The sequence below is a fragment of the Zhaonella formicivorans genome (assembly GCF_004353525.1).
Lineage (GTDB): Bacteria > Bacillota > DUOV01 > DUOV01 > Zhaonellaceae > Zhaonella > Zhaonella formicivorans.
This window is the reverse complement of the sequence record NZ_CP085524.1, coordinates 2,990,519-3,014,246: the sequence shown is the minus strand read 5'-3', so window position 1 is coordinate 3,014,246 and position 23,728 is coordinate 2,990,519. Positions and strand designations below refer to the sequence as shown.

Genomic DNA, 23,728 nt, shown 5'->3' with positions numbered 1-23,728 from the left:
CAGGTGAGATTTGTGCTAACAATTCAACGTACAAAATAATTTGTACATGATACGCGTCACTTCCCTACGCTGGCATTATCCAGATCAGGTTCAAGGGTCAAAGAATTCATCGGTTCTTCATCTCAGCTGACCTCTTCAGCTCCCCTAGTGCAAGATGCAGTTTTATTTAAATTTATCTTTATTTTAGCCTATATCTAATACAAAAACAAGCAAAAAATACAAATAAAGGTAAGAGGTTGTGGAAGCAGTTTTTTAACTGCTAATACCACATGGGTGCCGCTGCCACAGCGCACCCTATTTTTTGTACGGTATGTTCTGCTGCCGAGATTTTAATTTCTTTCAATTCCATTTTTCTCATGGCAAAAGACTCTTGAACCATGCCTTGGATTTTCTCTTCCGCCTCTTGCCTGGTAAGTTTGCCTACTAACTCCATAATTATTCCGAAAGAACTTTCAGATAGGCCCACTGCTATGGCAGCCGCAATCGTGGTACCCGGTTCGGTGCAGACAATAGTACCATAAGCGGTAGGTACCATGGCCCCCGCTGGGAACTCAAGACCGGGCGCAAATTGGGCACCGGGGGGAAGGATGCTGCTGACTTTCAGCAAATTTATGTTTCCGATGCCGGCCTTTAACAACGCCCCGTCAAAAGCAGTTAACTCAGAATCACCTTCCGCACAGCCGCTAGTCACAAAAAATTTTTTGGGAATTGGAAGCATATAATCAACTCCTCGAAACATTTTTCAATTAGCCCCTGACTGTCGGCATATTCTTACCATAATATATTTCCAGCATTTCCTTTTTGATGCGCTGCTTGATTTTTTTCCGTTCTGCCGGTGGCAGTTCTTTCTTGGCAGTCCCGAATAAATAATGGTCCAAATCGAATTCCTTAAGAATCATCTTGGTATGAAAGATATTCTCCTGATAAATATTTACATCGATCATCTGGTATAGTTCCCGGGTTTTACCGGTCATATAGTTTTGGATGGAGTTAATCTTATGGTCGATATAATATTTTTTGCCGTTTACATCCCGGGTAAACCCCCTGACCCGGTAATCGATAATGGCGATGTCCGGTTCAAAGCTGGTGATTAAATAATTTAAGGCTTTAAGGGGTGATATCTGGCCGCAAGTGGAAACGTCTATGTCAGCACGGAACGTGCTAATGCCTTTGTAGGGATGGCTTTCCGGATAAGTATGGACTGTAATATGGCTTTTGTCCAAATGTCCCACAACCGCTTCCGACGAAGGTCCCGGTGACTCATTATCAACTACATTCACCGGCTGTTCATGCAGCACCTCATTTTCTGCCACCAGCATGGTAACGCTTGCCCCTTGCGGGTCATAGTCCTGGTTGGCCACGTTGAGCACGTTGGCACCGATGATTTTAGCCACATCTGTCAAAATGCTTACTAACCGGTCCGCGTTATACTCCTCGTCTATGTATTCAATATATTCCTTTTGGTGTTCAGGACTTAAGGTATAGCAGATGTCATACAAATTAAAGCTCAGCGTTTTGGTCAGGTTATTAAACCCATAGAGCTTCAATTTCTTGTTTATTGGTTTAATTTTCACAGGTTGTCTCCTTCCACTTGTCTAAATCTTCACCACCTAAAATATTGTGCAGTTCTAGGAAAAAAATATACTTGTAATAACCCAGGCCCGGCAATTGCTTTATGCTTATGGTCTAGGCAGGAAACTTGCCCAATAGAAACAGGTATTTTACCTGACATGCCGTTTTTTTCCCTGTGCAGGAAATGAACTGCAAGTTATAATATATGTACTTAATATATGTACTTATAATATACTCCGGCCAATTATCTGAATTATGACATAATTTGTTGTAAAAGAAAAACGCATAACCTAAGATGACATAGAGGGAAAGATTTATGAAGTGTAAGATTTTTGCCTGCAAAACTATGGAGGATGAGGTGCTGGCGGTGAAGCCTCCGGAACTGGAATGCGAATTTCTGGAATACGCGCTGCACCGGGTCCCTACTAAATTAACCAGGGAACTGCAGCAGCGGATTGATGCAGCCCAGGAATTTGACACCCTGCTTTTCGGTTATGGATTATGTTCCAATGGCACAGCCCATCTTAGATCGCCCAAACATACCCTGGTGGTGCCAAAAACCCATGACTGCATCAGCCTCCTCCTCGGCTCAAGAGCAGCTTATGACCGGGAATTTGAACAATTCCCCGCCACCATTTATTTGAGTAAAGGTTGGATTGACCAGGAAGCCGAGCCCCTTGCCGAGTTCCGCCGGTATGCCAAAGACTACGGCGAAGAGCTGGCCCAATCCTTTATTGATCAGATGTACAGCAACTACCAGCGCGTAGTTTTTATCTATACGGAGCTGGAGGGGCTGGACCGGTACCGGGATTATGCCCGGGAAGTTGCCGCATACTTGGGAGTAAACTTCGCAGAACGGGAGGGGTCGCTGCGCTTACTGCGCAAATTGGTCCGAGGAGAATGGGACCAAGAATTCGTGGTCAACCCGCCGGGCCAAATCATCATGCAGCGTTCCTTTTTGTAAAAGAAGCCGCAGGCAAGCATGAACCATGGCAATTTTTACGACTCCATGCAGGAGTCTTATTTTTACCCTCGGCGGTTTTGGCAACACCACCGGGATGTTGATGGTTTTCCTCGCACTCTCTGCCGGCGGTTCCGTTTCCGTGACTGCGGCTTTGAAAAATACTTCGCCCCTTTTCATCTTACTTTAAGCTGGATTTTTTTAAGAAAAGCGGAGCATTTTTCAGCCAAACTGCTGGCCAGCATCTTCCTGGTTATCGTTGGCGCCTTTCTCATCATAAGCTGGGTAAATAATTCCTCCACTTTTTGGGCATACTACCCCAGTAGAGCAAAGGGGGAATTACATGCCGGAAACCATTTTTGACGGCACATGCCAAACAAAGCAAGAGGAATTAGCTGAGCTGGATCTGTCCGCTTCCGGGCAACCTGTTAAGTCGCCGCGGGAAGTGAAAACATGGAAGAGCTGTGGCAAACATCAAATCGACATTTGAAAAAGGAATGCGTCAGGCGTTCCTTTCTTGTTGAACAGATCTTTTTTGGTAAGCCCGTAATTTAAAGCCACAGTAGCTGCCACTGTAACCTTTAGTTAACAAAAAACGCATAAAAAAACAGCTAATGAACCCTGTCCACTAGCTGTTTAATCCCCAATGGTTATTTATTGCTGTTCAACCCCTTATCATTCTTCTGCTACCCAAGCTCTGATTGCAACCGAATCGCAGGAATCGCAGCGATACCTTCCCGAACCAGTGCCTTCCAGGTGTCCTCCGCAGTTGATGCATACTGCCCTGCCGTTTTCCGCCCTGAACATGCCGGTAACTTGATATCCATGCTCTTCAGTGGCTCTCTGAACAAATGCATTATACTCTTCCGAATTTCTGATAGACTCAATCTTTGCAAGATATTTGCCAGTGTACTTCATTTAAAACAAACACTCCTTGTCTCTTTTTTCGGAACGGATAGCAAAAGGAAAACCGTTTCACCTCCAAACTTTTGAATTTCATACCGCTACTTCTAATTAAAAACTTCGGCAAAAGTTGCCTTATTCCTACCGCCAACAAATTAATCAGTACAATTTCTGCCGGTCGGATTTAGTCCGTATAAACCCAAGAAGGAACGCTCTCAAAACCGTACTAGCAGTCTTTTCTGGTATAATATAATACAGTTAAAAACCTTTACCCGGAACAAGGAGTGGAAGATATGGTTAGCCAGCGAGAACAAAAAGTTTACGCTTATCTGGAAAAATTAAATATTCCTTATATCAGGCATGAGCACCCCCCTGTTTATACGGTGGAAGAAGCTAAGCAATATGAAAAAGGTATTCCCGGCACCCACTGCAAAAATATATTTTTATGCGATAAAAATAAAGAGCACTACTACTTGGTAGTTTTGGTCAATTCAAAAAAGCTGGATTTTAAGCAGTTATACCGGCAGTTGGAGGCAAAAAATCTGCGTTTTGCTCCTGCAGAAAAACTTTTCGAGTATTTGGGTCTCGAGGCGGGGGCCGTTTCTCCCTTCGGCCTGGTCAACGATGTAGAGAAAAAGGTAGAAGTATTAATCGACAGCGACATCATGGAGGCGGAGCAGGTCAACTTCCATCCCAACGTCAATACAGCCACTCTCACCATATCTACGAATGATTTCCAAAAATTTTTGGGGCACTGCGGCAACAAAACGACCTACATCCAGTTAGAATAAAACGTCCCGCTGTAGATAAAGCTCGCATGTATTATTTCACTATGGACAAACTCGCACGCGTTAACCTCTAGCAAAGCTGCCAGCCTAGAGCGAAACAAGTCCCGCTTCATAATACATGCAGGCTCATAATAGGTCCTAAAGTCTGAGCCCGGCATAAGGCCGGGCTACTGTTATAAGAGTAACTATTTGTGCAGTTGCAACTTTCCGTTTTCGATTATAACTTCCCCGTCCACAGTTACTGTGGGGTTTAATACAATGCCGTCCAGGTGGCTGTCAACTTCCACCGTGCCGCCAAAGGTGCTGTTATCGCCCAGGGCAATATGGATGGTTCCCAAGGCCTTTTCATCCTCCAGGACCACCCCGGTAATCTTCGCCTGGTCGTTCAGGCCGATGCCCAGCTCGGCAATGTTGCGGGCTTTTTGCCCGTGTTTTTCCATCAGGGCGTTGAGTTTCTTAGCCTCTTCGCCGCCTGTTATCTCCGTTGCCAGTCCGTTTTCCACCTTAATTTTAATAGGCTCCTGGATGAGGCCCACCCCTGCCATAGAGCCGTCAACCACCAGGATTCCTTGCGCCGTGCCCTCCAGCGGGGCGATATAAGCCTCCCCGGCCGGCAAATTGCCGAAAGCCCCCGGAGCATGAAGTAAACCTGTATCAGCTACACCCATGCGGCCTTCCAGGGAGAATATTAAATCCGTTCCTTTTGCGGTGGTAATCCTGACTTCCCGTGCTCCCGTTATTTTGGCTGCGTAAAGCCTGCAGAGGTCGGCAATGTGGCCGTAGCCCGAACTTAAGGTACGGGCCATTACCTCTTCCGTCAAACCAGGCAGCGAGGCCACCCGTGCTCCCCGGTTGTTGGCTTCTTTCCTGGCCCTGGTATGAGATAAGGATTTGGAGGTTGCCATAAGCACTACATCAGCTTCCAACATGGCTGCCGCCACCTGCCGGGGAGGCTCCTGGCCATTGCTTTCCCGGGGAAGCATCTCCATGTAGACGGCCTCCGCTTCTTTTTCCACCGCCGCCTGGAGCAACACCTGCCCGATATTCCTGAGCGGGGTATCCACTACCACCAGCACCTTTTCCCCTGCTTTGACTCCCATGCAGTCGCCCAGCACCACCCGGGCCGCTGTGGCTAAATCAGTCATACACTAATCACTTCCTACTCTAGGATTCAACATAATGATTCCAAAAAAGAATTTGCTATATTCATTTTAGCAAAGCTAAACCTTGACAGACCAGAAATATTTTATTTTTACCTGCATAAGTGCAACTAGGGCTTCCACCAGCTTTAAAGCTTGGTGTAAGCCAAGTTTTCTTTATCTCAATACCTGGTGCTGCAGTTCCCACATCTGGCGGTAAAGTCCGCCTTGCTTTAACAGTTCCTGCTCCGTGCCCCGCTCTACAGCCCGGCCCCCCTGTAGAACTATAATCTCATCCATATCTTCCAAACCCGCCAGGTGGTGAGTAATCACCAGGGTGGTCCGTCCCTGCATCACATTCCTGAGCGCATCCCATACTTCCCGCTCGGTAACCGCATCCAGTCCGGTTGTAACCTCATCCAGCACCAAAATTGGGGCGTTCCTTAGAAGCGCTCGGGCAATAGCCACCCGCTGGCGCTGGCCACCGGAAAGCTTGAATCCCCCTTCCCCAACGTAGGTATCATAGCCTTGAGGCAGACTTTGAATAAACTCATGGATACGGGCCTCCCGGGCAGCCTGGAACATCTCTTCCTGGCTGGCCGTAGGCCTCGCCAGAAGCAGGTTTTCCCGGACGGTGACGTTGAAAAGGTAGGTATGCTGGCTAACCACGCTAAAAAGCCGCCGCACTTCTTCCTGGGGATAATCCTTAAGCTGGCGCCCCCCTAAAAGGATTGTTCCTTCCTCACAGTCCCAGAAGCGTAAAAGTAAGTTGACCAGAGTGCTTTTACCTGCACCGCTGGGGCCCACTACTGCCACCCGTTTTCCCGCTGGCAGCTCCAGATTTATATCCTGCAGAACCCAAGGTCCATGGTCATCATAGCGAAAGCTTAAGTTTTTCACCTTTAAATCATAACCTTGGGGCCTAATGTTTCCTTCAGGAGAGTCTGGTACCGCCGGTCCCCCATCGCTAATCTGGAAAAGCCGTCGGGCTGCCGCCAAGCTTTCCTCCAAATGCCGCCAGGCAAGTGGCAAAGGAGCTATCGCCTCAAAGCTGCCAAAAGCAGCTAAAGCTAGCATAGCCAAATAAGTTCCTTTGAGTTGGCCGCTTTCCACCGCCCGAATAGACAGCACCAATATGGACCATAAAGCCAGGTTCGAACTCAAGCCTGTCAAAGCAGTGGAAAGCCCCGACAATCCCGCAGCCTTTCCCTGCTGGAGTACCAATTCACAGCCCAGCTCCCGAGCCACCGCGAGATGCCTTTTCTCCTGACCGAAAGCAGCAAGCTCAGTCATTCCCTGAATGCAATCCACCAGATGAGCATTGAGGGCAGATTTTATCCCCACCATCCTGCTGCCTATTCCCCGGCTCAAAACCCTTACTCCCAGCGGCGCTCCAATCCCGGCCAACAAGAAGAACGGGAGCAGTGCCAACCCTAGTTTAAGATCATGGCGGGCCAGAAAGAGAAACGTTACCGGAAGTACCAGCAGAGCCATAAGAGGGGGTGCCAAAACCCGCAGGTAGAAATCCTTCAGCGTTTCCACATCGGCCACTATGCCGCTTAAAAGCTCACCGCTCCTGTAATTCTTAAACACTTGTGGTGCCAAAGGCTCCAGCCGCACGTAAAACCAAACCCGCACTTCCTTGAGAATCCTGAAAGTAACATCGTGGGAAACGTAGCGCTCCAAATAACGGAAAACAGCCCGGGAAATGCCAAAAAAACGCACGCCTACGATTAATGGCATTAAATCCAGTACCGGAGGGTGCAGCGCCGCGCATGAGATGAGATAGGCGGAAGCGGCCAAGAGGCCCACATTGCTGCCAACAGTTAAAGAGGCCAAGATAGTGGCCAACAGCATGGATTTCCAGCTAGGAGCCAACAGCTTGATAAGTCTAAGAAAAATACTCATGCTGCACCTCCAAACGCGGTTACAAGGTGGTAATAAATTCCTTCCCTCTGCATCAGCTCCTCATGTTTCCCTGCTTCCGCAACCCTTCCCTTATCCAGCACCAGCACCCGGTCAGCCCGCCGGACTGTAGAAAGCCGGTGGGCAATGATCAGCGCTGTACGGCCCTGCATCAGGGAGTCCAGAGCCGCCTCAATTTCCTGCTCATTTTCCGGGTCCAGGCCGGCAGTAGCTTCATCCAGAAGCAGCAGTGGCGCATTTCTAAGGAAAGCTCGAGCAATAGCGATGCGCCGGGCCTGACCGCCGCTCAGCCCCATTCCCCTTTCGCCTAGGGGAGTATCATACCCCTGCGGCAGGCTGCAGATAAAGTCATGAGCTCTCGCCAGTTTGGCTGCTGCTATTACCTCCTCCATGGAGGCTTCCGGTTGTCCCAGGGAGATGTTAGCACGCACAGTCCCGGTAAAGAGGTAGGGGTGCTGAGGTACGTATGCTACCAGGCGCAGCCACTCCTGGGCGGGCAGCTCTCTAAGCGGCATCCCATTTACGGTAATCCGGCCCGAGTCCGGTTCCATAAAGCGGAGCAGTAAACCGGCTACTGTGCTTTTTCCCGACCCGCTGGCACCTACCAGGGCCACCCGTTCCCCGGGCCGGACTTTAAAAGAAACCCCCTGCAAAGCCGGCCGGTTACCATCGTAGGCATAATGGACGTCCTGAAAGGTGAGGTGAAGCTGCACTTGTGTGGACAAGGGGGTACTACCCTGGCTGTTCCCCGGCGGAAGCAGTCCCAGCACCTCATAAATCCGTTTCGCGGCGCTAACCCCGGTGAGCCCTGCATGAAACTGGGCACCTAACATGCGCAGCGGCAGGTAAAACTCAGGCGCCAGGAGCAAAAGAAAAAAGGCCTGTTCGAAGGTGATCCGGGCATACACCAGGCGCAGTCCTAAAGCCACTGCCACCAGCGCGGTACTGATGGTGGAGAAAAGTTCCAAAACCAGTGCCGAAAGGAATGCTACCCGCAGCACCCCTAATGTACTTACCCGGAAGCGGTCACTGAACCTGGCTATTATTTCCAGTTGGTCTTTGCTCCGGCCAAAGATTTTAAGGGTGGTGAGACCTTGCAAAACGTCCAGGAAATGGGCGCTCATGCGGCTTAAGTCATCCCATTGTCTTTGGGTAAGATGGTCTGCCCATTTTCCAATTAAAATCATAAAAAGGGGAATTAAGGGGGCAGTAAATAACATGATGAAACCAGAAAGCAAATCCAGCGGAAAAACGAACCCCAGAATAAGTACAGGTACCAGGACAGATAAAGCCAGTTGGGGGAGATAGCGGGCAAAATAAGCCTCTAACGACTCGACTCCCTCAACCACCAGATTGACCAGTTCACCGGTACGCTCCCCCCGGGCATATAGCGGTCCCAAAGCAAAAAGATGGGCCAATAGCCTCTGGCGCAAGTCTTCTTTAATCCGGGCGGCAGCACGGTAAGCGACTACTTCCGCCAGCCAGGCACTTCCGGCTCGCAGCACAATGACAGCTAAAAGAAACATGAGCCAGTGCCAAACCTGCCTCAACCCCTCCCCTCGAAGAAAAACGCCACTTACTACCCGAGCAAAATAGCCCGCTTGCAGCACGGTTAATAGACCGGTGAACATTCCCAAGGTTATGGTCAGGGCTAGAAAACGCCGGGATTTTTTAGCTTCAGTCATCAGCTTTTTGTCCAGCATCATTATACCTCCCCCGGAATATAGCTTCCATTACCGCACCAACTAAAGGGGGCCGGTAAAAATTGAGTGGCTGTGTAATGGGGTGAAGTCTTCACCTCACCCCATTTGATGCAGCATTTTGGATTTAATACTCCAAATTTTTTGGCCCGACGCGCCGGCGAAAGATCCAGTAAGTCCAGGCTTGGTAAGCCAGCACGATGGGCACCAAAGTAAGGGCAACTATAGTCATCACTTTTAGGGTATAAGGGCTTGAGGATGCGTTGTAAATAGTTAGACTCCAGTCGGGATTAAGGCTGGAGACCATGACCCTTGGGAAAAGTCCCCAGAAAATGGCCGCAATGTAGCATACTATAGTTAAACCATTTGCCACCAGGGCCCAGCCGGGCTTGCCGCGACTGAGCAGCAAATAAGCGGCCACAAGAGCCATCAGGGACCCAATCAGCACGGCTCCGGCACCCGCTTTGGCAAAAAGGTCTGTCTGGGTGTAGCTTAAAACCGCCAGAAGTAAAACCGCGGGTATGGCCAAAACGCCTGCTGCCAAAGCTTTCTGGCGGGCCCGCTCCATTATCTCCCCGTCAATCTTCAGGCTCAGGAAAATAGCTCCGTGCAGGATAAAGACCAACAGCCCCGCTATTCCGCCCACCAGGGTGTAAGGGGAAAGGAGGTTCCAGAAGGACCCTACGTACTCCATCTGTGCATCGATGGGCACACCCTGAAGCAGGTTGGTCATGGCCACACCCCAGAGGAGAGCAGGCAAGAGGCTGCCGGCAAAAATAGCCCAGTCCCACATGTTTCGCCAAGCGGGGCTCGGGTCTTTGCTGCGAAACTCAAAAGCCACGCCACGCACAATCAGAGCCGCCAGCATCAGGAAGAGTGCCAGGTAAAAACCGCTGAAGAGAGTGGCATACCAATTGGGGAAAGCGGCAAACATGGCTCCGCCGGCGGTGAGCATCCAAACCTCGTTGCCATCCCACACAGGCCCGATGGTGTTGATTATCATGCGGCGTTCCGTATCATTTTTCCCTAAAAAAGGCAAGAGGATGCCCACGCCGTAATCAAAGCCTTCCAGAAAGAAAAAACCGGTGAACAGGACTGCAACCAGACTAAACCAGATTGTATTTAGGTCCATAACGACACCTCCTTAGAAGTCCCTACTCTATCGTCCAAAATCTTTTCTTCAGGCCCCTGTTTGGCATACTTGCTGAGCAGGTAAACATCAGCTACTGCCAAAACCCCGTAGAGCAGCGTAAACCCGAGCAAGCTGGTCAAAACTGCTCCGGTCGAAACTGCCGGTGAAATAGCTTCTTCTACCCGCTGCAGCCCTTGGACAATCCAGGGTTGACGGCCGATCTCGGCCATGAGCCACCCGCCGGTATTGGCGATGTAGGGTAAAGGTATAGCCCAAAGCATGGCTTTTAGGAAACCCTGCTTATTTTCCAACTGCCCGGTTTGTTGCAGGTAAAGTCCATAAAGCGCCAGGATGGCCATCAGCACGCCGGCCAGCACCATGATGCGGAAACTCCAGAAAACAGGCACCACCGGCGGGATATAGTTGCCGGGGCCATACTCTGTCTCGTACTCAGCTTGAATTTCCTTAATCCCTTTGACCTCTCCGCTGAATTTGTTATACGTCAAAAAACTCAGCAAACCGGGAAGCTGGATTTCAGCAGAGTTAGTTTGGTTTTGTTCATCAATGATTGCCAGCACCGCAAGCGGTGCCGGGTCCGCGCTCTCCCACAGGGCTTCAGCTGCTGCCATTTTCATAGGCTGGGCCTGGGTTAGGTACTGTCCCTGAAAATGGCCAACGGCTGATACCAAAAGAATGCTGGCCACTCCGAAAATAAGGCCCAGCCGGAAGGAACGGCGGAAAAAGTCGGAGTAGTTTTTCCTCATTAGATGATAGGCGCTGATGCCCATCACGAAAAAGGCCGCAGTAGTAAACCCGGAAAGGACCGTATGCGGAAACTGGTACCAGACATGGCGATTGCTCAAGAGAGCAAAGAATTCGGTCATTTCAGCCCGGCCATTCCTAAGCACATAGCCTACCGGCGCCTGCATAAAGGAATTGGCCACCAGGATCCAGAAAGCGGAGAGATTGGTAGCAAAAGCCACCAGCCAAATGGTAGCCGCATGTACAGTTTTGGATAGCTTATCCCAGCCAAAAATCCATAAACCAATAAAAGTTGACTCGATAAAAAAAGCAGCCAGTGCTTCCACCGCCAGGGGGGCGCCAAAAATATCACCTACGAAGCGGGAATAGCCCGACCAGTTCATCCCGAATTGAAATTCCTGCACGATGCCGGTGACCACTCCCATAGCAAAATTGATCAAAAAGAGTTTGCCCCAGAACTTGGCCATCTTTTGATAGGTCTCATTCCCTGTGCGGACGTAAATAGTCTCCATGATGGCCACCAGAATGGAAAGCCCCAGGGTTAAAGGCACAAATAAAAAGTGATAGACAGTAGTAATGCCAAACTGCCACCTTGCCAGCAAAAGTTGATCCATCGGTTTCCCTCCCTAATTGCTTATGTATACCGCAACAGTATACTTTACAACCATAAAAAAACAGTAATCTTTGGTTCGGTCTCCCCCTCCGTAAAGTGTAGTAAGATAGTATAGTTTACACTTTCAGGCACCCCCTTTTTGCTGAAGTGATACATTTACTGTTTCTGCTTCAGCAGATCGGCAAATGTATGGCTACCCAGCTGCTCAAGCAGGCTCGACTGGATCTCCCCCAGTACGTGATGAATTGCACACCTATTGGCCCAATGTTTGCTGCAGTATTCCTTATCCAAGAGGCAGCGGTTAATGTAAACAGGCCCTTCAATAGCTTCAACCACATCCAGGAGAGTGATTTCCGCCGGCGGTTTGGCCAAGGCATAGCCGCCCTCGACGCCGCGAAAGGATTTTACCACCCCGGCATGGGTAAGGGACCTCATAATTTTGAGCAAAAACCGCATCGGAATTTCTTCCGCACTTGCAATAGTCTGGGCGGTAACAACTTCATCCTGGGGGAGGTTTGCTAAGTATAATACTGCTCGAAAAGCGTAATCAGTTGCCTGGTTTAGTTGCACTTGAGTTGCTCCTATTCTATACTATTTTTGTATAGTTTATCAATTACACTGTAACCCACTTTGCCCGTGTCGTCAAGTTTTTCCCCGCTTATACTATAAAATTTTATTTGTTTGTTACATCTAATTAAACCGGCTGTTAATTTTCTATGTTTTTAATTTATCCATTCTGGGTTATGATGTTAGGTAGTATTACATAACGACAGGAGAGAAGTACAATGACCTTTTATGAATTTGCCAGGGGTCTCTGCCGTATTTATTTAAAAACATTCCGGCGCTGGCAGGTGGAGGGAGCCGAAAACCTGCCCAGCAAAGGTCCGGTCATTCTGGCTGCTAACCATGTTAGCTATTTAGATCCGGTGGCATTAGGCTGCGCTTTTGACCGGCAGGTCCATTTCTTAGCCAAGGAAGAATTGTTCCGCATCCCTCTTTTAGGGTGGATCATCGACCATTTAGGCGCATTTCCCGTGAAACGGGGAGCAGGTGACAGGGGAGCCATCCGTGCCTCCCTGGAGATCCTGCATAACGGAGGCTGCTTTGGCATCTTCCCCGAGGGAGGGCGCAATAAGACCAGCCAGTTGCTTCTTCCTTTTAAAGCAGGAGCAGCCATGCTGGCTGCAAAGAGCGGAGCACCCGTATTGCCTGTGGCCCTAATTGGCACTTCCGGGTTTAGCGGCAAAGTAATCGTCCGGGTAGGCAAACCAATCTCCTTCCCCATCGAGGCCGACGGGCGGGCAGGCAAAGAGGAATTGGAAAACTTTTCGCGGGAAATTGTGACTGCAATCACAGAGATGCTGGAGGAGCGACCTTAATTAAACCCCCACAATGGCCAGCTCTTCCCCGCAGTATTTGCATTCCTTCCCTTTAAGCCCCGTCAGCGCCACACGGTAACCGCTGCGGGAAATAACATCCCGCCCGCATTTGGGGCAATAAGTGTCACTGCCATCCAGCTCGGGAGCGTTGCCAATATAGACAAAATGAAGCTTTTCCCTGGCGATTTCCCTGGCTTTTTGTAGCGTCTTCAGGGGTGTTGGCGGCGCTTCCATTTGGTAATTGGGAAAATACCTGGAAAAATGGAGCGGAACGTCAGCTCCCAAAGAACCTGCCAGCCACTCTACCAGGGATTTGATTTCCTCTTCGCCATCATTTAGCCCCGTAATGAGGAGCGTAGTAATTTCCACATGGCAGCCTGCTTCTTTTGCCAGCTCCGCTGTTCTTAACACCGGCCGGTAATCGCCTTTGATTATTTTCCTGTAGAAATCTGTACTGAAACCTTTGACATCAATATTTAAAGCATCGATTACCGGTGCCAACTCTTTTAAAGGCTCTTCGTTAATAAAGCCGTTGGTAACCAGCACATTTTGCAGATCTGCGCTTTTTGCTTGTTCTGCAGCTTCCAAAACAAACTCATACCATACTGTGGGCTCAGAATAAGTGTAAGCAATGCCAATGGAGTCTTTTTCTTTCACCTGGCAGGCGGCCTGCACCAGCTCCCGGGGAGTTATTTCGGCCAAACCTGGCTCCCCATGGGCTAGATGCCAGTTTTGGCAAAAGGCGCACTGCAGGTTACAACCCACAGTCCCCAGGGAAACTATATTTTTGCCGGGGTAAAAATGATAAAGGGGCTTTTTTTCAATAGGATCCAGGGCCAAAGAGGTGCACAAACCATAGTTCCTGGTTTCCAGCCTACCCCCCACGTTAGTGCGTACCCGGCAGATTCCCGTTTTGCCCGGCTCAAGCCGGCAGCCGTGGGGGCAAAGCCGACAGAGCACTGCATTCCCCTCCAACTTTTCGTACCATTTAGCTTCTCGCACGTCCAACCCCCTTTCCAGCAGTTATGTATATCTCGTTACCTTAAATCTCTCTAAAGTATATTCATTTCCTGTAATTCCCGCCTTGCGCTTGGCAATCGCCACCTGCTCCTCCACAGTGTCTATACCCTCCAGGTCAGGCAAAAGCAAACCTGAACGCCTGCCCTGCCGCACGATGACGCCGTACTTTTTGGGGTCCAGAAAGCTAGGGTCGGGTATTTTCTCCGGCTCCCCCAAAATATCCACCGAATAGGTTAACTGGTCCAATTCATCGGTCGTAACCGGATCAAAACGAGGGTCCTGGGTGCCGGCAGCGATGGCGTTGTAAATAATTTCTTCCGCAGTACTGTCCCTGGTTGGAGCTGTCGTGCCGATACAGCCCCTGAGTTGCCCGTGTTTCTTTAAGGAAACAAAAGTTCCCGCCTGCTCCGGCCATTCCCTGGGTACTTCCTTAGGAGTTGCTATGATTTTCCCGGTGGTCACATAAGCCTCCAGGGTTTCCCTGGCAAGCCTTACAGCAAAGGATTCCCCTTTTCTTGCATTTTTAATTTTTTCCGTCCGAGCATTAAAAAGCCGGTTTACCAGCCGGAGTTCCCGGTATTGACCTTGCGGTTTTAAAGCCGCTACCAGGTAGCCTACCCCAAAGGGCCCTTCGTAGGAGAGCACCTCTCCTTTTACTTGGTAACCATCCAATGCACCTAAAAGCATCACCAGCGGGCGAAAACCGCATTCTCCCGCCTGTTCCACCAAGTCAGAAGGTAGGTTGATTATCCCCGGCGCATCTACAGCTTCCAGCAGCCTTCGCATTTCCGCATCAAATTCTTTCCCCCTGGGGTGATACCCGGCAGGTGCGTCTGGAGTCAGACGATGGGATAAGTCCCCGCTGGCAATCACAGCTGCTTTTCTGGAGCTCATTAGCACCGCATCCTGGATGAGAGTTCCGAAGAGGTAAAGCTCCTCCAAAGGTAAAAGCCCCATGGTGATATGTACTAAAGGCACATTTACCCCTGCTTCCTGCAGGAAATACAGGGGCACCATAGCCCCGTGGTCCAGAGCAGTGCCGACTTGGTACTCCCTGCCCAGCTCCTCATCCACTTGGGCCACAGCAATTCCCTTGCCTAAAGAAAGCCTGGTTATGGCTTCCGCCAACTGCAAATCGTTTTTTAACCTGAATTTAACCTGGGCGGCTCCAAACTGCTTCAGGTCCCCCTTCAGTTCAGGTACCATATTAATAGCCACTGCATCACGGAAAACGGCTCCGTGAGGGGTAATTAAAACTATTACCTCCGGTTCAAAGGCTTTTAGTTCTCTGGCAAACTTTCGGGCTGCCGCTAAGCTCTCGCTCACCCGGTAAGTTTCTTCCTTGCCCACCTCAGGCACCATCACCGGTGGATGGGGCAAAAAACCGGCATGCACTATTTCTCCCATTCTATCCACCTCCGTATACTACTGGTAGTTTCTACCCGGATCTAAAATTTATCCAGGGTATTTGCTCCCTATTGTCCTAAAATCAAATCGCCGCTTGGGTCTTAAAACCGAAACGGCGATTTTTGCAGTGACAAAAGTTCAACGTTTTGCTATTAACTTATCTTTATCCCTTCAAGCCGCAGAAACCTACGCTTATGGTCCAGTCCCCCGGTATAGCCCCCCAGGCTGCCGTCGCTGGCGATCACCCGGTGGCATGGGATTAATACAGGAAAGGGATTGGCACCTACGGCTTGTCCAATAGCCCTGAAACCCCTGAGACAGCCGATACTTTCCCCCACCCATTTGTACGAACGCACCTGCCCATAAGGGATCGTGGCTACCGCCTGCAAAACCTTTCTGCGGAAAGGGGTAAGTCTGCTTAAGTCCAGCTGGCAGCTGCAGTTCAGCTCTTGTCCATTAAAGTAATTTGTTAAAGCGCGGATCAAACCGGCAAAGTATCCTGAGTCCTCATGAGCAGGTTCCCCTTTACCCAAGAGTTCCCGGAATACATCTTCCGGGCTTTCCATAGGCAGTGTCAGGGAGATCAACCCGGCTGCACCGGCCAGGGCGCCCATATGCCCAAAGGGGGTCTGCCAAATTGCAAAACGCATTGTCACCATCCTTGCACCCCTATTTGTTAAAAGATTTTTAGAAATTTATTGCGGCTGACAATTACTCTCCATTCAGGTACTTTACCACGCCACCGTAAATAGCCAAGGCCATTTTTTGCTGGTAGTCAGGATCATTTAAAAGCTTTTCTTCGGCAGCATTGGAAATAAAGCCTACTTCCACAATAGCAGCAGGGAGGTGCAGCAGATTTCTCAACATATAAGAATTTTCATCGCTGATTTTCAATGCTTTACGGTCGGTATTTCTTAGCTGCCTTTTAATCTCGTTTTGGATGCTGACTGCCAGTTTCCTGCCTTCCTCATTTTTTATATTATAAAAAGTTTGGGCTCCTGTCCAGCGAGTGCCAAAAGCGTTGGCCTGAATGCCCAGATAGATGTCAGCTTTGACATCTTGCACAACTCTCAGGCGGTTATCAAGGTCTCTTTTTTTCATAGTGCCTTCACCCGGGGTGACTAAATCCTTATCGGTTTCTCTGGTTAACACCACCAGGGCACCGGCATTGCCCATTACTCTGGCTAGTTTTTTGGCGATGGCTAGGTTTAAATCCTTTTCTTTGGTACCGGCGACGCCAATCTTGCCAGGATCATAGCCGCCATGGCCGGGGTCAATAACCACAACTTTGTTGGCCAAGGCCCAGGACATAGTCTCGATAGCCTCTTGGTTCAGCCTTAAGCCCACAAACCTGTAGCCGTTAATCACTACCACGGTCAAAATGGCCAGGTAAACCAGATACTGAAGCCTTACCCGCAAAACTTTAGACCGGAATCTTGCCATACATTTCCCTCCCCAAGAGCCACTCACTCTTTACTAACAATATGCGGGGAAGAAAAACACTATGTCTGGTTATTGCTTGCCTCTTACCTTTTCATTGCAAAAGCCTACCTAAACTTTAAAGGCCTTAATCTCGTCTTGCAGCTCTTGTGCCATTCTGGCCAATTCTTCTACAGAGCTGACAATTTCCTCCACTGAGGCTGACTGCTCCTCGGCAGAAGCGGCCACCTCCTGGGTACTGCTTGCCGCTTGCTGACCTATAGCTGCAATATTTTCGATCCCTTCTTTGGCTTTGGCGGCCATTTCCACAATTTGCAGGGCGCCAGAGGCAGCACCGGTAATCTTGCTGTTAAGTTCTTCAATCACCTTGGCAATCTCCTCAAAAGACTGTTCGGCCTGGTTGATAATTTCCGTTCCGGAACTCACCTCGTCGATGCTTTCATTCATAATAGCAACGCATTGTTTCGTTTCATTCTGCACTTCCTTAATAAGCTGGGCAATTTGCCTGGCGGCATTTGCCGACTCTTCGGCCAGTTTTCTGACCTCTTCTGCCACTACCGCAAAACCTCTGCCCTGCTCGCCGGCTCTAGCCGCTTCAATTGCAGCATTCAAAGCCAGCAAATTGGTTTGTTCCGCAATTCCCGTAATAAGATTTACAATCTCACTAATTTTACCTGAACGCTCATCCAGCCCCTTAATCGCTTTGGCCGTCTCGTCTACCTTATTAGTGATGAGCTCCATCTGGGCAACTGATTGCTGGACATGTTGTCTGCCTTTCATTGCCTCTTCCTTGGCAACATTGGCCCGTTTGTTAACCTCCTGAATGTCTGTATTAACACCTGTAATGCTTTGGGCCATATCAGCCACATAACCCATGATCTCATTAGTTTGACCCGCCTGTTCCTGAGAGCCTGCTGCCATTTGCTGTACAGTCTGGGTGACCTGCTGCGCAGACCTTCCCACTTCCTCCGCGGCTTTGGCCAACTGCTCACTGGACGCCGCAAGGTTCTGGGAACTGGAGTTAGCCTGTTTAATCAGGGAACGCAGGCTTTCCTGCATACGCTTGAATGCCAACCCTAGCTGCCGCTCCTCTCTCATCCCTTTAGGCTCAATCTCCCGGGTGAAATCCCCTTGAGCCAAAACCTCGGCATGACTAACCAGCTCTTTTAAAGAGCGGGCAATGCGGTCAGATAGTACATAACCCAATGCTATTGCCAAAATAATACTGATAATAAGTATCAAAATGATTCTCTCTGTAATCTCAGCTTTAGCAGCCATAGCCTCTGCCCGGTCCTGGGTGAAAAACACACCCCATCCCAGGGATTCTACCGGCGCATAAGCAGCTACTTTCTTTTTACCATCAATGATGTATTCACCTGAGCCGGTCTTTCCGGCCAGCGCTTCTTGTGCCAGTTCATTCTCAAACTTCTCCTGTTTCAACACTAATTCATGATTGGGATGCACAGTTATGACACCATTGCCGTCGATAGCAAAGGCATAGCCTGTTTTTCCTACTTTCAAGGCGTTAATCGTCTTGCTGATCCTCTCAAGATCAATATTGGCTCCAACTGCTCCCACCAGTTCTCCGCTCGGGTTTTTAAGCGGATAGACCGTAAAGACCATGGGCTGGTTAGTAGCGTTGGAGATGAAGGAACCGGAAAGATAGGGCTCCCCAGATGACATGACCTGTTTAAACCAGTCCCTGTCGCCAAAATCCCAATCGTTCCATCCTTCCCTGGGGCTTACATTCCGTACCTTTCCGTCCCGATCCATCACATAAACATATTGCAGTTGAGGGTAATGCTCCTGCAGGTTTTTAATTGCCACCTGTTGTGCTTCCGGCTCCGCAAAGTTATGAACCAGTTCTTGACCGGAAAAATTAGACAATGCCAAGCGGGTGTGCGAAATGTAGCTTTCGATTTCCCTGGCAGCAGCTGTGGCAGCCGCCTTTTTACTATCAAAAATAAGGTTTTTAAGATTTTCAGTTAAAACGCTGTTTCCTACAATTGTTACAGCCACCAACGGCAAAACTGCAAAAAGCATCAGCATCGAAACCAGCCAAACCTTTAGGCTGACTCCTCCAGCGTTTTTTGGTCTTAATTTCAAATCGACCCAACTCCCTTCTTCAAATTGCTAGTCATCACTGATGAGTGATCTTTCGACAAATTGTACCTATTTCCTTCTAAACATTGTTAAATTGTCACCAAAATATAACAAAACAATCCAGCTAACTAACTGGCTTATCCCTATCACCTAAAAAACAAAAACCGGTCGCATACTTCTTTAGTACAGCCGGGTAGCTTTTTTCCACATAAAGAAAACTTGGCTTGCGAAAAGACCATTGGCGCAGGCGGAAGCCTTAGTTGCACTTATGCGCCCTCAGACTTATACTTTCTGAATAGCATACTTTCTGAATAACAAAAAAAGAAGGCAATAATGCCTTCCCTGGGTAAATCTATCTCTTGGAGAACTGTGGAGCCTTACGGGCTTTCTTCAGGCCGTATTTTCTTCTTTCCTTCATTCTGGGATCCCTGGTCAAAAAGCCCGCTCTTTTAAGTACCGGGCGAAGGGTTTCATCAGCTTGCAAGAGCGCTCTGGCAATACCCATGCGTACTGCTCCAGCCTGGCCTGATGTGCCTCCGCCTTCAACTTTGACTATAACATCAAACCGGCCCTGGGTCTCAGTGGCAACCAAAGGCTGCCTTACGATCATCACCAGAGTCTTTTTGCCAAAGTACTCGTCTAATGGACGATCATTTATCATAACGTTGCCATCTCCCGGAACAAGCCTGACCCTGGCTACAGAGTTTTTGCGCCGTCCGGTGCCGTAATATTGTACCTGTGCCAAATCCATATCCTCCTTCCGACCTATGCTTCAAATTCCCAAACTTCTGGTTTTTGAGCTTGATGTGGATGTTCAGCGCCGCGGTAAACCTTAAGTTTTTTAATCACCTGGCGCCCTAACCTGTTATGGGGAATCATGCCTTTGACAGCAATTTCAATTGCTCTTTCAGGGTGCTTTTGCAGCAAGGTTTGGTAATCCATGGTCTTTAAACCGCCGGGATAACGGGAATGACGGACATATAATTTATCCCGCAGCTTATTTCCTGTAAGTCTTACTTTTTCTGCGTTAATAACAATTACATGATCACCTGTGTCCACATGAGGAGTAAAAATCGGTTTATGCTTACCCCTTAACAGTCTGGCAACCTCGGTAGCCAGTCTGCCCAGAGTCTTATCTGTAGCGTCAATTACATACCATTTCCTGGCTACTTCGCCAGGCTTGGCCATGTAGGTGCTCATTTGTTTCCCTCCTTGCTAAATACAATTGGCTCTATAGTCTTCACAGGATTGCCGGGGCTCGTGACAACCTGGAAATATCCTAAAAAACCACACAGATAATTGTAATCTATTGGTACGTCAATGTCAAGAAAAATGCTTTGACACCGGTTTTGTTAACAGCGTTGTTATTTTAACCCGCTGCCATAATTTTCATGCTGTACTTCTTGGCAATTTCACAAATGCGTGCAGCAATTTGCGCTAAGGATGTATAATCAAGGCCCACCTGCAGCAAATTAAGGCTATGAAGCTATTACGGTTTTTCATTTACGGATTAATTGGCTGGGGAGTAGAGATCTTCTGGACCGGGCTGGGATCAATGCTACGGGAAGACTGGCGCCTGGCCGGAACTACTTACCTATGGATGTTGCCTATTTACGGCCTTGCCGTGTTTCTTGAGCCCTTACACGACGCCATTCGCCGTTGGCACTGGGCTTTCAGAGGGCTTATCTGGGTAGGTATTATCTGGGCAATTGAATTTTTCACCGGAGGAACAATTGCACTTACCGTAGGCACCTGTCCATGGGATTACAGTGGGAAGACCCCCTATGAAGTACTGGGCCTTATCAGGCTGGATTATGCTCCGGCCTGGTTCGTGCTGGGTCTGCTGTTTGAAAGGCTGCATGATTGGCTGGAACAACTGCTGGCACGCCTGGAATCTTAATCCTGACAAAACCGGCTGAGGTTCTAGTATTATGTAAACTAAATTTCATGTCCAATACTGAATAGCGGAGGTTATTCAATGAAAATTCTCCAAGACCTGGATGCAAGGTTAAGAGCAACATCAAGTCTGGATCTCTTTGTGCACACCATCAACTGCGGTAGGCAAAGGCCCTACAGCGACCACTTGCCAATGAATGGCTCCACCGATGAACAAATATACAATTTTAAGAAAACAGTGCATGAATTTCTGAGTTTTAGATACTAATTCAGCCAAGGGTTTATTTGACATAAAAATTTGCTTATCAAGCTGTTTTACCGGATATTTTATTAACCTTGAATTTAATGAGGAAAGCAGCAGCTACAAACAAGCCTGAAAAAACCAGCAGTCCGGGGAGTAGGCCCAAATACCGGTCCAGCAGACCGCCCAGCATGGGACCGAAAAACATCCCCAGCGAAAAGCAAGTATTGTATATCCCGTAGGCCAAACCAGGGCCGCCGTTTTCAAGCCTGGATGGCTCCGCAACCACGACCTCGTACATCAGCGGCTGGCTGGGGGTGATGGCGGCCCCGATGGCTACCCCCAACAATGTAAAAGCTATGGACAGCAGCAGGAGATTGGGAGCTAGAGCCAGAAGCGGAAAAAAAGCGGCTGCCGTCAACAAGCCCCAATAGACGAAAAGCGAGTAACCCAGCCTGTCTGACCAAAGACCAACCGCAGCGTCACTTACCCCATGAACAATCCCCATCAGGCCGAAGAGCAGCCCGATCTGCAGGCTGTCCAGGCCAAAATGCCGGTGCATGTAGTTTGGCATAATAATCTCCAGCATGCCGAAACTGCTGGAGGCAAATACCACTACTACGCATAACCATAGCAAGTTGGATGGGAGGGCGAGTTTTTTCCTGGACCGCTGTCCTGCTTCCGCTTTTACCATACCGGGAAAAGAAAAGTCCAACTTCCAGACCACTGTCAACATGGCTGCAAATACAAGCGCAAGGGCGAAAAACATGAGACGGTAGCCCAGATACTTGTAAAGCAGGCCCCCAACCGGAGGTCCCAATATAGTTCCCACACCCATGGCCGCCAGCACCAGCCCCAATTTTTGACCTTGCTGCCTGGGATAAAGTAAAGCAATCATGGCTAGCCCGGCAGTCCAGGTGGTTGCGGCCGCAACTCCCTGAATAAAGCGGCAAAAAGCCAGAAACAGGCCGTTGTTAACCGTTCCGTACAAAAGACAACTTAAAATTAAAAAACTCAAACCGCCTGCAAACACTTTTTTGTAGCCCAGCCGTTCTGCCAAAATTCCCATGGGCATGCTAAATAGAAGCAGCCCCAAAGAATATGCCGCAAAAATTATTCCTATGGTCAGCGTAGTCAGGCCCAGTTCTTCCGTATATACGGGTATCAATGGAACGATGGTGCCATACAGCACTGTATCGGCAAAAATCAGTGCCATGACCAGGTAAAAAATATATGTTTTATTTTCCTCAAAATTCGGTGCTGTTTGCATTTTTGTAGTTCCCTTCCTACGCTCAGCTGTTTCTTGGTTATAAATAGCCTAATTTGCCCGTTGCGGCGAAAATAAAAGTATTCCAGAAACCTCTGGCCATCAGTTTCTATTATACCGCGTCTTCTGCATAATTCTGCCATCATCGTCTTAGGAACGCCGGAAAAACCATATTTTTTTAAACTAGTGCTAATTCAACAGGATAAGTCGTATGTTCCCTTTTTAAAAACAGTTAAGCCAGTACATCAAGTCTGGCTAAAAACTACCCTCAAAATGTTAACCCTTGTGTCAGCTGCTCCAAAGACTCTCGCCAAGAGCGCTGCCCTGCTCAGGCTCTAAGCAAGCCTTATGAGCGACCGCATAAGGGCGACTAGACTTCTGCCGGCGCTCACGCTTGGCACAAGCCAAGTCTCCTTTACGTTTGACTTCCAGCGGCACGCGGTGACACGACGTCCTATCGCTCCACCGCTCTCGCAGCGTCCATGCTGCTCGTCCGCTTACAGTCAAACTCTTCTCAGAGCGCTCTATGGCTTGTCATATGTCGCAGCTATGCACAATGGGTTGCAATTTTCATTTGTCTACAAGCTGAAGTCAGAAATATTCTGCCTCAAAAAAGCTCACTGACTATTAATATGTATGCTTAAACTCTAATACCCCACCTTTAATAAACACAGCCCATGGGCAGGAACAGTAGGCCCCGCCTTATTTCTGTCCCTGGCCTCAATAATTTTCTGCATATCTTCGGGCTTGATCTTTCCCTGCCCTATCTCCAGCAGGGTGCCGCAGATTATCCTCACCATGTTATAAAGGAAACCGTCACCAGTTATTTCAATGTGAAGAAGCGACTCCTCCTCTCGGAAATTGCAGTCAATAATAGTACGGGTGAAATTCTTCACCGAGCTGCCGCTGGCGCAAAAAGACCGAAAATCGTGACGGCCCAGGAGGTATTGAGCAGCCTCTTGCATGGCTGTTAAATTTAAAGGATAAGGGTAATGATAAGCAAAATTGCGCCAAAAGACATGTGGCATTTTGCCGGTGTCAATAGTGTACCTGTAAGTTTTACGGCGAGCGCTGTACCTGGCGTGAAAAGAGTTGTCCACTTCTTCCGCCTCGAGGGGTACGATATCGGGAGGTAATACGCTTTTTAAGGCGTAGGGGAACTTGTCCACCGGGATGCGGGAAGATGTATCAAAGTGGATAACCTGTCCCAGGGCGTGAACTCCTGCATCAGTGCGACCCGAAGCCGTGACCTTGATTTCTTCTTTTGTAATCAGCTTCAGCTTCTCCTCCACCGTCCCCTGGATAGTCCGCACCCCCGGCGGCTTGGTCTGCACCTGCCAGCCGCTAAAATTGGTTCCGTCATAGGCGAGTGTGAGCTTGATTCTCCTTAGCATTTTACCCTCCGTCAAGTCACCAGTTTAGTTACCAGCATCAGCTTTTAACCTCGTCTTTAGTCCTTGGTCGTTACTCTAAGTCTTT

24 protein-coding genes and 1 riboswitch are annotated in these 23,728 nt (G+C 48.9%); of the genes, 6 read left to right on the top strand and 18 right to left on the bottom strand.

Features of this window, described 5'->3' with window-relative positions:
• Window positions 1-44 precede the first annotated feature (44 nt).
• Window positions 45-156, bottom strand: a riboswitch (TPP riboswitch).
• A gap of 103 nt (window positions 157-259) precedes the next feature.
• Complete coding sequence (locus EYS13_RS14800) at window positions 260-718, bottom strand: pyruvoyl-dependent arginine decarboxylase (RefSeq protein WP_227764215.1); 459 nt, start codon at window positions 716-718, stop codon at window positions 260-262.
• Between the two features lie 28 nt (window positions 719-746).
• Window positions 747-1,574 carry an adenosylmethionine decarboxylase gene (gene speD, locus EYS13_RS14795; protein WP_227764212.1) on the bottom strand — a complete coding sequence of 276 codons (828 nt, stop codon included), beginning with the start codon at window positions 1,572-1,574 and terminating at the stop codon, window positions 747-749.
• 314 nt (window positions 1,575-1,888) lie between these two features.
• On the opposite strand from speD, the gene EYS13_RS14790 reads away from it, so the two are divergent.
• Together EYS13_RS14790 and EYS13_RS14785 are read left to right on the top strand one after the other, a co-directional pair.
• Entirely contained in the window at window positions 1,889-2,536 is a 648-nt protein-coding gene (locus tag EYS13_RS14790; RefSeq protein ID WP_227764210.1) for a DUF1638 domain-containing protein, read from the top strand.
• A 340-nt stretch (window positions 2,537-2,876) separates the two neighbouring features.
• On the top strand, window positions 2,877-3,023 hold the full coding sequence (locus EYS13_RS14785) for a hypothetical protein (RefSeq protein WP_227764208.1): 147 nt from the start codon (window positions 2,877-2,879) through the stop codon (window positions 3,021-3,023).
• A gap of 185 nt (window positions 3,024-3,208) precedes the next feature.
• Here EYS13_RS14785 and EYS13_RS14780 read toward each other — a convergent pair whose 3' ends face one another.
• A complete protein-coding gene (locus EYS13_RS14780) occupies window positions 3,209-3,451 on the bottom strand; it encodes a hypothetical protein (RefSeq protein ID WP_227764207.1) in 243 nt (80 codons plus the stop codon).
• A gap of 278 nt (window positions 3,452-3,729) precedes the next feature.
• Between EYS13_RS14780 and EYS13_RS14775 the strand changes: the two genes are divergently transcribed.
• Complete coding sequence (locus tag EYS13_RS14775) at window positions 3,730-4,227, top strand: prolyl-tRNA synthetase associated domain-containing protein (RefSeq protein ID WP_227764206.1); 498 nt, start codon at window positions 3,730-3,732, stop codon at window positions 4,225-4,227.
• A gap of 182 nt (window positions 4,228-4,409) precedes the next feature.
• Here the strand turns inward: EYS13_RS14775 and EYS13_RS14770 are convergent, their stop codons facing one another.
• The 6 genes from EYS13_RS14770 to EYS13_RS14745 all read right to left on the bottom strand — a co-directional run bounded on the left by EYS13_RS14770 (window position 4,410) and on the right by EYS13_RS14745 (window position 12,066).
• Window positions 4,410-5,369 carry an aminopeptidase gene (locus EYS13_RS14770; protein ID WP_227764204.1) on the bottom strand — a complete coding sequence of 320 codons (960 nt, stop codon included), beginning with the start codon at window positions 5,367-5,369 and terminating at the stop codon, window positions 4,410-4,412.
• Window positions 5,370-5,540: 171 nt separating this feature from the next.
• On the bottom strand, window positions 5,541-7,271 hold the full coding sequence (cydC, locus tag EYS13_RS14765) for a thiol reductant ABC exporter subunit CydC (RefSeq protein WP_227764203.1): 1,731 nt from the start codon (window positions 7,269-7,271) through the stop codon (window positions 5,541-5,543).
• Window positions 7,268-8,992 carry a thiol reductant ABC exporter subunit CydD gene (gene cydD / locus EYS13_RS14760; protein ID WP_423055361.1) on the bottom strand — a complete coding sequence of 575 codons (1,725 nt, stop codon included), beginning with the start codon at window positions 8,990-8,992 and terminating at the stop codon, window positions 7,268-7,270. The genes cydC and cydD overlap by 4 nt, the downstream gene beginning before the upstream one ends.
• Window positions 8,993-9,116: 124 nt before the next feature.
• Window positions 9,117-10,121, bottom strand: coding sequence for a cytochrome d ubiquinol oxidase subunit II (gene cydB / locus EYS13_RS14755; protein WP_227764198.1), 1,005 nt, complete (start codon window positions 10,119-10,121; stop codon window positions 9,117-9,119).
• Window positions 10,112-11,497 (bottom strand): cytochrome ubiquinol oxidase subunit I, encoded by a 1,386-nt coding sequence (locus tag EYS13_RS14750; protein WP_227764197.1) that lies wholly within the window; start codon window positions 11,495-11,497, stop codon window positions 10,112-10,114. The genes cydB and EYS13_RS14750 overlap by 10 nt, the downstream gene beginning before the upstream one ends.
• Before the next feature lie 155 nt (window positions 11,498-11,652).
• On the bottom strand, window positions 11,653-12,066 hold the full coding sequence (locus tag EYS13_RS14745) for an RrF2 family transcriptional regulator (RefSeq protein ID WP_227764194.1): 414 nt from the start codon (window positions 12,064-12,066) through the stop codon (window positions 11,653-11,655).
• A gap of 215 nt (window positions 12,067-12,281) precedes the next feature.
• Between EYS13_RS14745 and EYS13_RS14740 the strand changes: the two genes are divergently transcribed.
• Entirely contained in the window at window positions 12,282-12,875 is a 594-nt protein-coding gene (locus EYS13_RS14740; RefSeq protein ID WP_227764193.1) for a lysophospholipid acyltransferase family protein, read from the top strand.
• Here EYS13_RS14740 and amrS read toward each other — a convergent pair whose 3' ends face one another.
• The 7 genes from amrS to rplM all read right to left on the bottom strand — a co-directional run bounded on the left by amrS (window position 12,876) and on the right by rplM (window position 20,045).
• Window positions 12,876-13,877, bottom strand: coding sequence for an AmmeMemoRadiSam system radical SAM enzyme (gene amrS, locus EYS13_RS14735; RefSeq protein ID WP_227764191.1), 1,002 nt, complete (start codon window positions 13,875-13,877; stop codon window positions 12,876-12,878).
• A 21-nt stretch (window positions 13,878-13,898) separates the two neighbouring features.
• Window positions 13,899-15,302: an AmmeMemoRadiSam system protein A gene (gene amrA / locus EYS13_RS14730; protein WP_227764189.1), complete on the bottom strand. Its 1,404-nt coding sequence runs from the start codon at window positions 15,300-15,302 to the stop codon at window positions 13,899-13,901.
• 152 nt (window positions 15,303-15,454) lie between these two features.
• Window positions 15,455-15,952, bottom strand: a complete 498-nt coding sequence (locus tag EYS13_RS14725) for a methylated-DNA--[protein]-cysteine S-methyltransferase (RefSeq protein ID WP_227764187.1) — start codon at window positions 15,950-15,952, stop codon at window positions 15,455-15,457.
• A gap of 61 nt (window positions 15,953-16,013) precedes the next feature.
• Complete coding sequence (locus EYS13_RS14720; RefSeq protein ID WP_227764185.1) at window positions 16,014-16,745, bottom strand: N-acetylmuramoyl-L-alanine amidase; 732 nt, start codon at window positions 16,743-16,745, stop codon at window positions 16,014-16,016.
• A 108-nt stretch (window positions 16,746-16,853) separates the two neighbouring features.
• Window positions 16,854-18,848 carry a methyl-accepting chemotaxis protein gene (locus EYS13_RS14715; protein ID WP_227764184.1) on the bottom strand — a complete coding sequence of 665 codons (1,995 nt, stop codon included), beginning with the start codon at window positions 18,846-18,848 and terminating at the stop codon, window positions 16,854-16,856.
• A gap of 349 nt (window positions 18,849-19,197) precedes the next feature.
• Window positions 19,198-19,590: a 30S ribosomal protein S9 gene (rpsI, locus tag EYS13_RS14710; protein WP_227764180.1), complete on the bottom strand. Its 393-nt coding sequence runs from the start codon at window positions 19,588-19,590 to the stop codon at window positions 19,198-19,200.
• A gap of 20 nt (window positions 19,591-19,610) precedes the next feature.
• A complete protein-coding gene (gene rplM / locus EYS13_RS14705) occupies window positions 19,611-20,045 on the bottom strand; it encodes a 50S ribosomal protein L13 (protein WP_227764178.1) in 435 nt (144 codons plus the stop codon).
• Between the two features lie 280 nt (window positions 20,046-20,325).
• On the opposite strand from rplM, the gene EYS13_RS14700 reads away from it, so the two are divergent.
• Window positions 20,326-20,745 carry a putative ABC transporter permease gene (locus tag EYS13_RS14700; RefSeq protein WP_227764177.1) on the top strand — a complete coding sequence of 140 codons (420 nt, stop codon included), beginning with the start codon at window positions 20,326-20,328 and terminating at the stop codon, window positions 20,743-20,745.
• Between the two features lie 78 nt (window positions 20,746-20,823).
• Window positions 20,824-21,009, top strand: a complete 186-nt coding sequence (locus EYS13_RS14695) for a hypothetical protein (RefSeq protein ID WP_227764175.1) — start codon at window positions 20,824-20,826, stop codon at window positions 21,007-21,009.
• A gap of 37 nt (window positions 21,010-21,046) precedes the next feature.
• Here EYS13_RS14695 and EYS13_RS14690 read toward each other — a convergent pair whose 3' ends face one another.
• Both EYS13_RS14690 and truA read right to left on the bottom strand, forming a co-directional pair.
• On the bottom strand, window positions 21,047-22,252 hold the full coding sequence (locus EYS13_RS14690) for an MFS transporter (protein WP_340641272.1): 1,206 nt from the start codon (window positions 22,250-22,252) through the stop codon (window positions 21,047-21,049).
• Between the two features lie 644 nt (window positions 22,253-22,896).
• A complete protein-coding gene (gene truA / locus EYS13_RS14685; RefSeq protein WP_227764173.1) occupies window positions 22,897-23,643 on the bottom strand; it encodes a tRNA pseudouridine(38-40) synthase TruA in 747 nt (248 codons plus the stop codon).
• Window positions 23,644-23,728 lie beyond the last annotated feature (85 nt).